General features: G+C 64.3%; 11 protein-coding genes. 3 read left to right on the top strand and 8 right to left on the bottom strand.

Annotated elements, in window-relative coordinates; all coding sequences use genetic code 11:
* The 5 genes from alaS to CXY77_RS08205 all read right to left on the bottom strand — a co-directional run bounded on the left by alaS (position 1) and on the right by CXY77_RS08205 (position 5,825).
* Complete coding sequence (gene alaS / locus CXY77_RS08225; protein ID WP_092340040.1) at positions 1–2,655, bottom strand: alanine--tRNA ligase; 2,655 nt, start codon at positions 2,653–2,655, stop codon at positions 1–3.
* A gap of 71 nt (positions 2,656–2,726) precedes the next feature.
* The gene (locus CXY77_RS08220; protein WP_092340039.1) at positions 2,727–2,960 is read right to left on the bottom strand and encodes a hypothetical protein; all 234 of its coding nucleotides are present in this window, start codon (positions 2,958–2,960) and stop codon (positions 2,727–2,729) included.
* A gap of 83 nt (positions 2,961–3,043) precedes the next feature.
* The gene (locus CXY77_RS08215) at positions 3,044–3,415 is read right to left on the bottom strand and encodes a DUF948 domain-containing protein (protein ID WP_104090539.1); all 372 of its coding nucleotides are present in this window, start codon (positions 3,413–3,415) and stop codon (positions 3,044–3,046) included.
* Between the two features lie 97 nt (positions 3,416–3,512).
* Positions 3,513–4,142 carry a 30S ribosomal protein S4 gene (rpsD, locus tag CXY77_RS08210; RefSeq protein WP_092107727.1) on the bottom strand — a complete coding sequence of 210 codons (630 nt, stop codon included), beginning with the start codon at positions 4,140–4,142 and terminating at the stop codon, positions 3,513–3,515.
* Between the two features lie 342 nt (positions 4,143–4,484).
* Positions 4,485–5,825: a replication-associated recombination protein A gene (locus tag CXY77_RS08205; protein ID WP_092340037.1), complete on the bottom strand. Its 1,341-nt coding sequence runs from the start codon at positions 5,823–5,825 to the stop codon at positions 4,485–4,487.
* Between the two features lie 106 nt (positions 5,826–5,931).
* Between CXY77_RS08205 and CXY77_RS08200 the strand changes: the two genes are divergently transcribed.
* The 3 genes from CXY77_RS08200 (at position 5,932) to CXY77_RS08190 (ending at position 8,808) form a co-directional block, all read left to right on the top strand.
* Positions 5,932–6,732 (top strand): peptidylprolyl isomerase, encoded by an 801-nt coding sequence (locus CXY77_RS08200; RefSeq protein ID WP_092340036.1) that lies wholly within the window; start codon positions 5,932–5,934, stop codon positions 6,730–6,732.
* Between the two features lie 111 nt (positions 6,733–6,843).
* Positions 6,844–8,076 carry a DUF349 domain-containing protein gene (locus CXY77_RS08195; RefSeq protein ID WP_092340035.1) on the top strand — a complete coding sequence of 411 codons (1,233 nt, stop codon included), beginning with the start codon at positions 6,844–6,846 and terminating at the stop codon, positions 8,074–8,076.
* A 117-nt stretch (positions 8,077–8,193) separates the two neighbouring features.
* The gene (locus CXY77_RS08190) at positions 8,194–8,808 is read left to right on the top strand and encodes a type IV toxin-antitoxin system AbiEi family antitoxin (protein ID WP_092340034.1); all 615 of its coding nucleotides are present in this window, start codon (positions 8,194–8,196) and stop codon (positions 8,806–8,808) included.
* Here the strand turns inward: CXY77_RS08190 and CXY77_RS08185 are convergent.
* The 3 genes from CXY77_RS08185 to secD all read right to left on the bottom strand — a co-directional run bounded on the left by CXY77_RS08185 (position 8,805) and on the right by secD (position 13,976).
* A complete protein-coding gene (locus CXY77_RS08185) occupies positions 8,805–11,060 on the bottom strand; it encodes a bifunctional (p)ppGpp synthetase/guanosine-3',5'-bis(diphosphate) 3'-pyrophosphohydrolase (RefSeq protein ID WP_092340033.1) in 2,256 nt (751 codons plus the stop codon). The genes CXY77_RS08190 and CXY77_RS08185 overlap by 4 nt on opposite strands.
* A 181-nt stretch (positions 11,061–11,241) precedes the next feature.
* Complete coding sequence (gene secF / locus CXY77_RS08180) at positions 11,242–12,255, bottom strand: protein translocase subunit SecF (protein ID WP_092340032.1); 1,014 nt, start codon at positions 12,253–12,255, stop codon at positions 11,242–11,244.
* A complete protein-coding gene (secD, locus tag CXY77_RS08175) occupies positions 12,255–13,976 on the bottom strand; it encodes a protein translocase subunit SecD (RefSeq protein ID WP_092340031.1) in 1,722 nt (573 codons plus the stop codon). The genes secF and secD overlap by 1 nt, the downstream gene beginning before the upstream one ends.
* Positions 13,977–14,105 lie beyond the last annotated feature (129 nt).

Genomic DNA, 14,105 nt, shown 5'->3' with positions numbered 1-14,105 from the left:
TTAGCGGCTGATCGCGGCGACGACGGCCTGCAGCGCAGCCGGGATGGCGTCGCCGTTGGGGCCACCGCCCTGGGCGAGGTCGTCCTTGCCACCACCACCACCGCCGAGAATTCCGGCAACAGTCTTGGCGAGGGCACCGGCCTTGTGCCCGGCATCGCGAGCGGCCTGGTTGGTGGCGACGATCACGACGGGCTTGTCGGCGGCGATCGCCGAGAGCGCCACGACGACCGCGTCGGTACCGAGACGTTCCCGCGTGGCTAGGGCCAGCATCCGAACGTCGTCGGGAGAACCGAGCACACCGAGGTCTTCGGCGACAACGGTCACTGCGCCGACCCGGCGAGCCGTTGCCAACAGTGCGGGCACTCGGTCGGTCAGCGCGCGGGCTTCGAAGGCGGCGATCTTCTTCTCGGCCGCCCTGAGGCTCGTCACGAGGTCGCTGATGCGCTCGGGCAGCTGGTCGCGCGGCGTCTTCAGGCTCGAAGTGAGCTGCGACACGAGGGTGCGTTCGGCGGCGAGATCACGGAACGCTTCGAGTCCGACGAGGGATTCGACGCGGCGGTTCGCCGAACCGACCGAGGCCTCGCTGATCAGGTTGATCATGCCGATCTCGGCACTGCTGGAGACGTGGGTGCCGGCGCAGAGTTCGCGCGACCAGGGGCCGCCGATGTCGACGACGCGCACGACATCGCCGTACTTTTCGCCGAACAGTGCCATGGCACCGAGCGCCTTCGCCTCGGCGAGGGGCAATTCTCGCGTGGTCACCGGCAGGTTGTCGCGGATGGCGTTGTTGGAGATTTCTTCGATCTCGGTTCGGGTCGCCAGTGACAACGCCTGGTTCCAGGAGAAGTCGAGGCGAAAGAACCCGGCTTTGTTGTACGAGCCGGACTGGTGCGCGTTCGGGCCGAGAACCTGGCGCAGGGCGGCATGCAGAACGTGGGTACCGGAGTGCGCCTGGCGGGCGCCGCGACGCCAACTCTCGTCGACCACGCTTGTGGCGCTGTCGCCGACACCGACCTCGCCGGACTGCACGAGCACCTTGTGGCTGATCAGACCCTTGACCGGCTTTTGCACGTCGAGCACCTTGAGCTCGTAGCCGGGACCAACGATGAGGCCGGCATCCGCTTCCTGCCCGCCGGATTCGGCCCAGAGGGCCGTCTCGGCGAGGATGACTTCGGCGGTTTCACCGGCAACCGCGCTCGTGACGGACTCACCGTCCACGATGAGGCCGAGCACGCTCGACTCATTCTGCAGGTCGTCATACCCGGTGAAAACCGTCTCACCGAGGGCGCGGAAGGCGCTATAAACACCCAGGTCGGCCAGAGTTGTCTTCTTGGACTTCGCGTCGGCCTTGGCCATGGTGCGCTGCTTGGTCATGAGCACGTCGAAGGCGTCCCGATTGACGCTGAGGCCGGCTTCTTCGGCGATCTCGAGGGTGATCTCGATCGGGAACCCGTAGGTGTCGTGCAGCAGGAACGCAGTCGGGCCGGCGAGCTCAGTCTTGTTGGCCTTCTTAGTCTTCGCCACGGCCAGGTCGAGCACGGCGCTACCGCTCGCGAGGGTGCGCAAGAAGGTTTCTTCCTCGGCAAACGCGGCCTGGCTGATGCGCCCGAAGTCGCTTTTGACCTCGGGGTAGGCTGCGCTCATCGCGTCGCGGGAGGCAGGCAGCAGTTCGGGCAGGCTCACCGTGTCGACGCCGAGCAGGCGCATGGCGCGCACGCTGCGACGCAGCAGGCGGCGGAGGATATAGCCGCGGCCCTCGTTGGACGGCATGACGCCGTCGCTCATCAGCATGAGGGAGGAGCGTACGTGGTCGGCGACGATGCGCATGCGCACGTCGTCGTCGTGGTCGGCGCCGTAACGGCGGCCAGACAGGGCGGCGGCACGATCGAGCACCGGGCGAACCTGGTCGATCTCATACATGTTCTCGACGCCCTGTTTGAGGAACGCAACGCGCTCCAAGCCCATGCCGGTGTCGATGTTCTTCTTCGGCAGGTCGCCGAGAATCTTGAAATCGCTCTTGCCGGTGCTTTCGCCGCGCAGGTACTGCATAAAGACGAGGTTCCAGATTTCGACGTACCGGTCGTCGTCGGTGGCCGGGCCGCCGTCGGCGCCGTAGGCGGGGCCGCGGTCGAAGAAGATCTCCGAACAGGGGCCGGCCGGGCCTGGCTGGCCCGTGGACCAGTAGTTGGATTCCATACCGAGGCGCTGGATGCGATTGTCCGGCACGCCAATGGCCCGCCAGTAGCGGTAGGCCTCGTCGTCGTCGAGGTAGATGGTGACCCACAGGTCGCTTTCGCGAAAGCCGTAACCGCCCTGGTTCTCCGGCGTGGTCAGCAGCTCCCAGGCGAAGCCGATGGCTTCTTCCTTGAAGTAATCGCCAAAGCTGAAGTTGCCGTTCATCTGAAAGAAAGTGCCGTGCCGCGGGGTCTTTCCGACCTCTTCGATGTCGTTGGTACGGATACATTTTTGCACACTCGTGGCGCGCGGGTACGGCGCCGGAACGAGCCCGGTGAGGTACGGCACAAACGGCACCATGCCGGCCACGGTGAAGAGAAGGGTGGGGTCGTCGCTCACCAGTGACGCGGACGGCACAACGGTGTGTCCACGATCGGCGAAGAAGTCGAGCCAGCGCCCGCGAATGTCAGCAGTCTGCATGGTGTCCGTAGCTTTTGTCGTGCATGAATGTGGTGGTGCGGTGAAACGGTATGCCTGAGTCGAGCGGATGCCTACGGCGCGCTGGCCGCCGGTGCGTCACCCGCGGCATCAGCGGCGACGTCGCCGAGCGCGGCGTGCAGCTCGGCCTCGCGCTGGCGGTAGCCCTCCGAGATGGCCTCGCCGAACTCGCGGGCCTTGGTATCAAGTTCCGTGAAGAACTGCTTGCCCTGCTGGGTCTTGTTGACCTCGTGGGCCACCACGAAGCCCGCGGCCACGCCGATGACCAACCAGATGACGTTCTTCATGGCACTTCTCCCTGAATCTGGTCTAGCCGTAGCTATCGATAAGTCGGGCGCGAGAATATCAGCGCCGTCTCCAGAGTAGCCGGTCAACCCCGATTACGCCGAGGCCGCGGCCGCCCGGCGCGAAAGGCCGCCCGGACGCCGGCTGAGAAACCGGCGAGCTTGATCAACGGCCCGCCGACCGTGGCCGCGAACAACGCGACCAGCGCCGAGACGTTGCCGGTGACATCCGCTACGTTGCTCGTGATGGTGTCGACCCTGGCCAGTTGCTGGTTGGTAGAACGGATGGTCTCGGTCGTCTCGGTCAGCATCGGGGTGATTCCCTCGCTGAGTTCATGGATGGCGGCGGTGGTCTCATCGAACACGCGGCCCAGTTTGACCAAGGGAATAGCGATGACAGCGACCAGAATCGCGAACACGCCGGCAGCGATGAGGCCGGCAATATCTCCACCTGACACGGTGACTCCACTCAGTTCGAGGGGCCCCTGCGGAGCCCGGGTATACAAAAAGGGCGGATCACCCTGAGGTGATCCGCCCTTCAGCGTACCGGTTGGACTAGCGAGCTGCGTAGTACTCCACGACGAGCTGAACTTCACAGGTCACGGGGATCTCGATGCGCTTCGGGGCGCGCACGAGGCGTGCCTGCAGCTTGTCGAGCTCTACCTCGAGGTACGGCGGGAGCTTGGGAAGCAGGTCGACGTGGCCGCCGGCTGCTGCAACCTGGAAGGGCTCCATGCCCTCGCTGCGAGCCTTGACGTGCATGAGCTGGCCCGGCTTCACGCGGAAGGAGGGCCGGTCGACGAGCTCTCCGTCGACGAGGATGTGACGGTGCACGATCATCTGGCGCGCCTGAGCGGTGGTGCGGGCGATGGCCGAACGCACGAGGAGGGCGTCGAGACGCGTCTCGAGGATCTCGACGAGGTTCTCACCGGTCAGTCCCTGACGACGACGAGCCTGCTCGAAGGCAATCTTGAGCTGGGCTTCGCGGATGCCGTACTGGGCGCGTAAGCGCTGCTTTTCGCGCAGACGAACGGCATAGTCCGAATCGGTCTTGCGCTTGGTGCGGCCGTGCTCACCGGGTGCATAGGGGCGCTTCTCAAGGAAGCGGGCTGCCTTCGGCGTGAGGGCAATGCCCAGGGCGCGCGAGAGGCGAGTTTTACTGCGGGTACGTGACTTGGTAGACACGGTTTCCTTTCAATCGGACTCAATAACAGGGATACCAGGGCGAGTGCGTGTTTCTACAGCACAAACGTCATGGGAGATCAGAGGATTGGGTGCCATGGGACGTTCGGCTACAGAACGAAACCCCTCCAAACTGGAAACGGACGCAGCCGCATGCCGAAACCAGTTGTAGGCAGAGTCAAGATTAGCACAGAGCGGATGCTTCGCCTCGCGTTCCCGAGGCGGGCGTCGTCGAGGGATCATCCGCTCCTCGCTCAAACATCGCGGGTGCGCAGGACACTCCGCGAAACTCGCAACCCCGCGGAGAATCCCCCGCCGCCGCAAGTTCAGAGCTGAGTCACGAATCTATTCGTTGCGGACTATGCGGCGGATTTTCAGGAGACGAGCGTGGATGTCGCGCTCGTGCCCGTGCTCGGTCGGCACGTAATACTGGGTGGTTTTCAGTTCGGTCGGCGGGTATTGCTGAGCGACGACACCGAGGGGGTCGTTGTGCGGATAGACGTAGCCTTTGCCGTGGCCGAGGCGTTTGGCGCCCGGGTAGTGCGCGTCGCGCATGCCCTTGGGCACGCGGCCCATCTTGCCGGCGCGGACATCCGCTATGGCAGCATCGAGCGCCATGTAGGCCGCGTTCGACTTGGGGGCCGTCGCGAGGTGCACAACGGCCTGGGCGAGCGGAATACGACCTTCGGGCATGCCGATCAGCGCGACGGCATCGGCGGCGGCGACGGCGATGAGGAGCGATTGCGGGTCGGCCATGCCGATGTCTTCGGAGGCGAGGACGATGATGCGGCGACAGATGTAGCGCGGGTCTTCGCCGGCCTCGATCATGCGCGCCAGATAGTGCAGCGCGGCGTCGACGTCACTGCCGCGCACCGATTTGATGAACGCGCTGATCACGTCGTAGTGCTCGTCGCCATTGCGGTCATAGCGCAGCAGCGCACGATCAACGGCGAGCGAGACGATGTCGGTCGTGATGACGGGCTTGCCGGTCGCGCCGGGTTCGAGCGTCGATTCCGCCGAAACGGATGCCGCCTCCAGCGCCGTCAGCGCCCGCCGCGCATCCCCGGAGGCCAGGCGAATGATCGCGCCGCGGGCCTCTGACTCGAGTTCGAACCGGTCGGCCAACCCGCGCGCATCCGTGACGGCACGATCGACGACGATGCCAAGGTCGTCGTCGCTGAGAACTTCGAGGGTGAGCAGCAGAGAACGAGACAGCAGGGGCGAAATGATCGAAAACGACGGATTTTCGGTCGTCGCGGCGACCAGGATGACGACGCCGTTCTCGACCCCTGGCAGCAGGGTGTCTTGCTGGGCCTTGGAGAAGCGGTGGATCTCATCGAGAAACAGCACCGTCGCGAGACCGTAGAGGTCGCGGTTGGTTCGGGCGTCTTCCATCACCTGTCGCACGTCGCGCACGCCGGCCGTCACGGCAGAGAGTTCGACGAAACGACGTCCGGAACTGTGCGCGATCGCCTGCGCGAGCGTGGTCTTGCCGGTTCCGGGCGGTCCCCAGAGAATGACCGATACGCTGCCGCGCTCCCCGGTCTTGTCGCTGGCTAGACTAACCAGGGGCGACCCCGGGGTGAGCAGATGACGCTGGCCGGCCACCTCGTCCAGGGTTTTCGGGCGCATTCGTACGGCGAGGGGGGCCTGGCCACTCCGCAGACCCTGTTGAGCATCCGACATTCCTCCAGCGTAGTTTGTGAGAGAGTTCTACGAGGTCGGCCGCGTTGGCGTACGGTCACGTTTTGTCCGGTCGTCGCCAACCCCGACGGCCCTGGAGGGGTTCCAAGTGGCTTCGAATTACAAGCTCGAGCGTGCGGCACGTGAAGAGCGCGGACGTGTTCGTTCCTACCAGGCCCGACGGGCGGTGCACGAGCACCAGACGAAGCGGCGCGTGCGGGACAACCTGATCGCCGGTGGCGGACTCCTCGTGGTGCTGACCTTGATCGTGATCGCCCAGGTGTTCTACTTCGCTGGCGGCCCGGGTACCCCGGCGCCGACGGCAGCTACAACGTCCAGTCCAACGCCGACGCCCACGGCAGCGGCCGGTGCCAACACCGGCGACGTGCCCGCAAGCACTATCGCCGAGGGGCGCACCTGGACCGGCACCCTGAGCCTCAACGATGTCAACCTCGGCATCGAGCTGGACGGCGCGCGCGCCCCCCAGGGCGTCTCGTCCACGGTCAGCCTCGCCCAGAGCGGGTTCTATACCGGCGTGAGCTGCCACCGCCTAACCGACGGCGGCTTCTTCGTACTGCAGTGCGGCGATCCCGCCGGCGACGGATCCGGCGGTCCCGGTTACAGCTATGGTCCGGTCGAAAACGCTCCGGCCGATAACGTCTACCCGGCCGGTACCCTCGCCATGGCTCGCCAGGGCGGCAACGGATACAGCATGGGAAGCCAATTCTTCGTGGTCTACGACGACACGACTATCTCCTCCGACGCGGGCGGCGGCTACACCGTGCTCGGTCACGTCACGAGCGGACTGGACGAGCTCAAGGCCCAGATCACGGATGCCGGCACCGCGGACGGCTCCGGCGACGGCGCCCCGACGGTGCCAACGACGATCACGGGCTTAACACTTCAGTAGGATCGATCGTCACCCCTGCGCTATTGCAATAGGCTTATCAGGGTATTTCTTAGGTTCCGCACTCTTCACTCCCGCGGATCCACACACAACAACTCAGCAAAGGTGAGGCTCTTGACTACGACAGATCAGCAACCATGGGGTCGCGTAGACGAAACCGGCACGGTTTACGTGCGCGAGGCAGACGGCGAACGCGCCGTCGGTCAGTACCCGGATGCCACTCCGGAAGAGGCCCTGGCCTACTTCGAGCGTAAGTACGTTGAGCTCAACGGGCAGGTCACCCTGCTCGAGCAACGTGCGAAGGGTGGCGCTCCGGCCGCAGACATCGCCAAGTCGGTCGCCAACCTCAAAGTTGCCGTCGCCAATGCCAACGCGGTCGGAAACCTCGCCGCCCTGGCCGAGCGCCTCGGCGCTCTCGGCGGTGCTGTCAGTGAGCTCACCGAGCAGCAGAGCATCGAGACCAAGGCCGCATCCGCTGCCGCCGTCGCTGAGCGGGCCGAGATCGTGACCGAGGCCGAGCGTCTCGCCGCCGAAGATCCGGCCAAGACGCAGTGGAAGCAGACCAGCGCCGCTCTCGACGCCCTGTTCGCCAAGTGGCAGGCACACCAGCACGACGCCCCGCGCATTCCCAAGGGCGAGGCCAACGACCTGTGGAAGCGCTTCCGGGCCGCACGCACCACGATCGAGCAGAACCGTAAGGCGTTCTTCGCCGAGCTCGACAGCGCCCACAAAGACGTGCGCACCAAGAAGCAGCACCTGATCGAACAGGCTGAGGCCCTCGCCCCCCAGGGTGCCGATGGGGTTTCGTCGTATCGCAACCTGCTCGATGAGTGGAAGAAGGCTGGCCGCAGCGGCAAGAAGCAGGACGACGCCATGTGGGCCAAGTTCAAAGCTGCCGGCGACGTGCTCTACTCCGTTAAGAGTGAAGTTGAAGCCCAGGACAACGAGGAGTTCTCGGCGAACCTGGTAGTCAAACTCGAATTGCTCACGCAGGCCGAGACCCTGCTCACTACCACCGACCGCAACGCCGCTCGCGACACGCTCACCTTGATCCAGCGCAAGTGGGATGACATCGGCAAGGTCCCGCGGGATCAGGTCAAGCCGATCGAGGATCGCCTGCGCAAGGTGGAAGCAGTCGTGCGCAAGCTCGATGACGATCACTGGAAGCGCAACAACCCGGAGACCAAGGCTCGCACCGAGGGTCTGGCCGGGCAGCTGAACGACGCGATCGCCAAGCTCGAGGCCGAGCTGGCTACCGCGCAGGAGGGCCAGAACGCCCGGGCCATCAAGGACGCCACCGAAGCGCTCGAGGCCCGTAAGGCCTGGCTCAAGGCGATCGGCCAGTAACCGGCAGGCACTTGCACGCAGGCACTTAGTTATCCACACTCGGCGCACGCAACCAGCTTCTCCACAGATCCAGGCTCCTTCGGGGGCCTGGACCTGGTTAAGCGTCACTCTGGTGGCATGACGAATCCACCGGGGCGCCCGCTCACCCTCAACGACCTGCCACTGGCCGAGCTCTACGCCGCCCGCCTCGACGGCCAGGTCTTTCAGATCGCGGACTCCTGGTGCGTGATCGATGAAATAGACGGATGCGATACCCGCGCGATCGCCGCCGGCCAGCTGGTCCCGCCCCGCGCCATCGCCGAGCAGCTCACCGCCGCGTGGATCTACGGCGTCACGCCGGAGCCGCGGCGCCACCAGTTCTGTGTATTGATCGGCGCGCGTGCCACCACCGTGTGGTCGGCTCGGGCATCGGTGCGTGAAATTGTGCGAACGCCCGATGACGTGCGCACCATCTCGGGGGTGCGGGTCACCACTCCCCTGCGCACCGCCGTCGATCTCGCCCGCTATGCGGTTTCACCGCCGGCGATGTCACCATCGACCACGTCAGAGCTGAGTGCCCTCCTGGCCCGCCTCCTGCACTACGGCCAGTACCCCGACGTGTCGGCCGCCATCCGCCTCTGCAAGCGAGGCAGCCCCGCTCACAGCGCTCTCGCTGTCGCGCGCTTCACGGCCGTCAGCACACCACTGTTTGCGCTGCGCCAGCAGGGCTGCGCGCGCAGGACCGCAGGTTAGCCGTCGCTAACCCGGTACACGTCGTACACGGCATCGATACGACGCACGGCATTGAGTACGCGGTCGAGGTGGGTGGTGTCCCCCATCTCAAAAACGAAGCGGCTGAGCGCGAGGCGATCGCTCGACGTGTTGACGGTGGCAGAAAGAATGTTCACGTGGTGCTCCGACAAGACCCGGGTGACGTCGGAGAGCAGGCCGGAGCGGTCAAGGGCTTCGATTTGGATGTGCACGAGGAACAGACTCTTCGAGGTTGGCGCCCACTCGACCTCGATCATGCGCTCGGGTTCTTTGAGCAACGACTGCACATTGTGGCAGGCGGCCTGATGCACAGAGACGCCTGCGCCGCGCGTGACGAATCCGACGATTTTGTCGCCGGGCACCGGGGTGCAGCAGCGGGCCAGTTTGACCAGAATGTCCGGTGCACCGCGCACCAGCACTCCGGAATCTCCGTTGCGGGTGGTCTGCGGCCGTCCGCGCGCGGCGACCGGAAAGTCGTTGCTGTCGTTGTCTTCGATGCTCTGTACCGAAGAGACGACCTTCTCGAGCACTGACTGGGTTGAAACGTGACCTTCACCGACGGCAGCATAAAGCGCCGACACATCTTCGTACTTAAGCTGAGCCGCGACCTCCGCGAACGAGTCCTGGTTCATCAGCTTCTGCAGCGGAAGGTTCTGCTTGCGCATGGCGCGGGCGATCGCGTCCCGGCCCTGCTCGATGGCCTCGTCGCGGCGTTCCTTTGTGAACCATTGCCGAATCTTGTTGCGGGCCCTGGGGCTCTTGACGAAGTTCAGCCAGTCTTTGCTCGGGCCGGAGTCGGGGTTTTTCGAGGTGAACACCTCGACCACGTCACCGGTGATCAGCTCGCTCTCCAACGGCACCAACCGGCCGTTGACCTTGGCTCCCATGGTGCGGTGTCCCACCTCGGTGTGCACCGCATAGGCAAAGTCGACCGGGGTCGCGCCGGACGGGAGGCCAATGACCCGGCCCTTCGGCGTGAAGACGTAAACCTCTTTGGCACCGATCTCGTACCGCAGGGAGTCCAGGAACTCGCCTGGGTCGGCCGTTTCGGCCTGCCAGTCAGAAATATGGGCGAGCCAAGCCATATCGGTATCGCTCTGCGGGCCGGGGCCGCCAGCGCTCTTGCCGTTGACCTGCTCCTTGTACTTCCAGTGCGCGGCGACACCGAATTCGGCACGCTGGTGCATTTCGGTCGTGCGAATCTGAATTTCTACCGCGCGACCGCTCGGCCCGAGCACGGTGGTGTGCAGGGACTGGTACAGGTTGAACTTCGGGGTGGCAATATAGTCCTTGAACCGGCCGGGCAGCGGCGTCCAGCGGGCATGCATGGATCCCAGCACCGCGTAGCAGTCCCGCACCGAGTTCACAAGCACGCGAATACCGACGAGGTCGTAGATCTCGTCGAAATCGCGGCCGCGCACGACCATTTTCTGGTAGATCGAGTAGTACTGCTTGGGGCGACCGGCAACCTTGCCGCGAATGCGCGCCGATTTGAGATCGTCGTTGATGGTGTCGATGATCTGTTGCACGAACTCTTCGCGCTGCGGAGTACGCTGCTTGACCAGGCTTTCAATTTCGGCGTAGAGCTTGGGGTACAGCACCGCAAAGGAGAGGTCCTCGAGTTCCCACTTGATCGTCTGGATCCCCAGGCGGTGCGCGAGAGGGGCGTAGATCTCCAGGGTCTCGGTGGCCTTGCGCACGGCGGATTCGTTGGGAACGAAGCCCCAGGTGCGGGCGTTGTGTAGCCGGTCGGCAAGTTTGATAATGAGGACGCGAATGTCCTTGGACATCGCGACGATCATCTTGCGCACGGTTTCGGCCTGGGTCGAGTCGCCGTACTTCACCTTGTCGAGCTTGGTGACACCATCGACGAGCATGGCGATTTCATCGCCGAAGTCGGCCCGCAGGGCGTCGAGGGTGTAATCGGTGTCTTCGACGGTGTCGTGCAGCAGGGCGGCCGCAATGGTTTTGGTACCGATGCCCAGGTCGGCCAGAATCTGCGCCACGGCGACTGGGTGGGTGATGTACGGCTCGCCGCTGCGACGCAGCTGTCCGTCGTGCGCTCGCTCGGCGGCGGTATACGCGCGTTCGATGATCGACAGGTCGACCTTCGGGTGGTTCAACCGCACCGTCTTGATCAGGCGGTCAACAGCACCGGCGGGCTGGGCCCGAGAGAAGATGCGAGGAACCAGACGGCGCAGCGAGGCCGGGGAGGGGGTCGTTGTGTCCGTCATAGTCTCACCTCGTGCGTCACGCCCGCCGAAAGACGCGGGGTTGCGTTCCATCAATTATGCCGGTTCTGCGGGCGCAGTCCGTACGCCTCCGGCATAACGCTCTGTGCGGGGCCTACCCAGTCATCTGCAGAAACGGCCAGTCCGCAGGGACTGGCCGTTCCGGTCGTGCCAACTGAGCTGACTAGGCGGTGACGCTGGCCGCGGCCGGGGCCGAGGCCTTGGCGCGCGCAGCGAGGGCCTTCTTGTCGTGCTTGCGAATAGCGTCCTCGTTGTTGCGCAGCTGGGCGTACAGCGGTGATGCGATGAAGATGGTCGAGTAGGTTCCGACCAGAATTCCGATGAGCAGCGCGAGCGAGATGTCGCGCAGCGTGCCGGCGCCCAAGACGAACGCACCGATAAACAAAATGGATGCCACGGGCAGAGCCGCGACCACGGAGGTGTTGATCGAGCGCACGAGGGTCTGGTTCACGGCGAGGTTGACCGACTCGGAGAAGGTCCGGCTCGAGCCGGACCCGTCGAAGTTGGTGTTCTCGCGAATCTTGTCGAAGACCACGACGGTGTCGTAGAGCGAATATCCCAAAATGGTGAGGAATCCGATCACGGCCGCGGGTGTGATTTCAAAACCGGTGATTCCGTAGAACCCCGCGGTGATGACCAGGTCGTGCAGCAGGGCGACCATGGCCGCCACGGACATTTTCCAGGTGCGGAAATAGATGGCCATGATGATGCCGGCGAGCACGAGGAACACGACCAGGGCACGCAGTGCCTGCCCGGTGATGTCCTGCCCCCAGGTGGCGCCAATGAAGGAGGTGGCGACTTCCTTGACGGGCACGTTGTAGGCGGTGGCCAATGCGTCGCGCACTCCGGTCGTCTCGCCTTCGGATAGCTGGTCGGTCTGTACTCGAACGCCATCGGTGCCGACGGTGGAGACCTTTGGTACGGCATTCGGAACGACGCTGGAAACGGCATCCACTGCGGTGGTCTCTGACTGGCTGCTCGTCTGCGAGACGACGAACTCGCTGCCGCCGGTGAACTCGATGCCGAAAACGAAGCCGCCGCGCAGCAGGAACGGGCCGACCAGCGCGATGAGGATCATGCCGCCGGCGATCAGATACCACAGCTTGCGACGCCCGACGATGTTCAGCGAACGAGCGCCCGTGTAGAGGTCATTTCCAAATTTCGAGAAGCTGGCCATCAGGAATCCTTCCCGTCCGTTGATCGATCAGTGCTGGAACCCACGAGCTCGGAAGCCTTGCGCTCCGCGATGGTTTGTCGTTTCGCCGCCTCTTTACTCGAGGAGGAGACCTTGGTCGCCGGCACGGAAGCCGAGGGTTCAAACCGCGCTCGACCACGATAGACAGCACCGAGGGCTCGCGGATCAAGGCCGCTGAGTTTGTGGCCCTCGTTGAAGAACTTGGTCTGGGCGATCAGTTGCAGCATCGGGTGGGTGAACAGACTGACCACGAGGAGGTCGACGATGGTAGTGAGGCCCAGGGTGAGGGCGAAGCCGCGTACGTTGCCGACGGCGAGCACGAACAGCACTGCGGCCGCGAGGAAGTTGACGACGTCGGAGGCGACGATGGTGCGGAAGGCTCGCTTCCAGCCGGCCTCGACCGAGGACTCCAGCCCGCGCCCATCACGCAACTCGTCACGGACGCGTTCGAAGTAGACGATGAACGAGTCGGCGGTGATACCGATGGCCACGATCAAACCGGCGACGCCGGCCAGTGACAAACGGTAGCCTTCACGCCAGGACAGGATGGTGATCAGCAGGTAGGTGATCACCGCTGCCACGCCGAGGGACGCAACGGTGACCAAACCGAGCAGGCGGTACTGAGCGAGTGAGTAGAGGACGACGAGGATCAGACCGATCAATCCGGCAATGAGGCCGTTGAGCAGCTGGGTCGAACCGAGCGTTGCCGAGATGGTGTCCTGGCTCTGCACGGTGAAGCTGATCGGGAGTGCACCGAACTTGAGCTGGTCAGCCAGGGCCTTGGAACTTTCCTGATCGAAAGACCCGGTGATCTGAGGCTTGCCGTCGAGGATGGCACCCTGGGTGGCCGGGGCCGAAATCACGTGGCCGTCGAGCACGATGGCGAACTGGTTCTGCACACCGGTCAGGCTGAACAGGCGGGTCGTCACGTCTGCAAACTTCGAGGTTCCCGAGCTGTTGAAGACGATGTTGACGGCCCACTCGCCGGTGGTCGCGCCGTTTTGAGTGGTGCGCTGGCCGTTGGTCGCGTCCGAGATCGTGGAACCGTCGACCTCGACCGGGCCGAGGATGTATTTGACCGAGCCGTCGGTCTCACAGGTGATCAGGGGCTGGTCGGCGGGCGCCACGTTGGTGCTGTTGATCTTGTTGCAATCGAAGGCGTCGTACTCGGCCTGAAGAGCCGGGGTGACGTAGTTCAGGTCGCTCGCGTCGGTCGGTGCAACGGCCGGTGTGGTTGACAGGCTCGGATCAACCGTCGCCTGCGGCGCCGGCGTTGCGGTGCCGTCGGCCCCGACGGTCTGGCCGGACGGCTGCCCGGCTACGAGTACGGCCCGAAATTCGAGCTTCGCCGAGGACTTGATGCGCTCCAGGGTGGCATCATCGGGGGTGCCTGGAATCGAGACGACGATGTTTCGACCGCCCTGAGTGTTGACTTCTGTTTCCGACACTCCAGACGAGTTGATGCGCTGTCGAATGATCCCAACGGCCTCGTCGAGCTGCTCCGAGGTGACTGTCGCGCCACTCTCCACCTGCGGGGCGAGGATGATCTGGGTTCCGCCCTCGAGGTCGAGGGCCAGTTTCGGCGTCCACGATCCGTTCTGGGTGAATACACCGAACGCGTTGAGGGCGATGAGGCCGACGATAATCACGCCAAGCCAGGTCAGGGAACGCCAGGCCTTCTTGACCGGAGACGACTTAGCCACCTATGAACTCAGCTTTCTGTTGGCGCCCACACCAAACTGTGTGGACGCGCCGCTTGATGCATTACGTGCGTTTCGTGCAATAAATAAACGTGCCAAGCGAGTATGCCCTACGAAATAGGCCGTACCGAA

It is taken from the genome of Cryobacterium sp. N21, assembly GCF_002929575.1.
Classification (GTDB): domain Bacteria; phylum Actinomycetota; class Actinomycetes; order Actinomycetales; family Microbacteriaceae; genus Cryobacterium; species Cryobacterium flavum.
The sequence above is the reverse complement of the archived record's forward strand: the minus strand, read 5'-3'. Positions and strand labels throughout refer to the sequence as shown.